Source organism: Pseudomonas sp. 2995-1 (genome assembly GCF_002742505.1).
Taxonomy (GTDB): Bacteria; Pseudomonadota; Gammaproteobacteria; order Pseudomonadales; family Pseudomonadaceae; genus Aquipseudomonas; species Aquipseudomonas sivasensis.
The window spans coordinates 1-240 of sequence record NZ_LJSA01000281.1; the positions used below are offsets into that span (position 1 = coordinate 1).

At 41.7% G+C, this 240-nt stretch carries 1 protein-coding gene; it reads right to left on the bottom strand.

All coding sequences use genetic code 11. The features are described from left to right. Positions 1-240 (bottom strand): hypothetical protein (locus AOA61_RS31170; protein ID WP_218197344.1); only part of this gene is annotated, 240 nt, incomplete at both ends.

A 240-nucleotide genomic window follows, 5' to 3' on the forward strand; every position in this document is an offset into this window, starting at 1 on the left:
GGTCTATCAACACCTTCCTCGGCAAACTCATCTGCATGTAGTTCCATCGATTGTTCAAAGTTGTATCTTAGCTCGTCTGAGACGACTTGATTAGCTACATATATCGTATCTTGCAAATCTAAGTCCATCCAGTTGACCATACCACCATCGTGCATTTGTTCTTCATCTAATTCAACTGAGACGGGTTCGAAAACACCGATAATTTCTAGTGGTAGATCTCTAGATGCTGTAGCTTCAGGT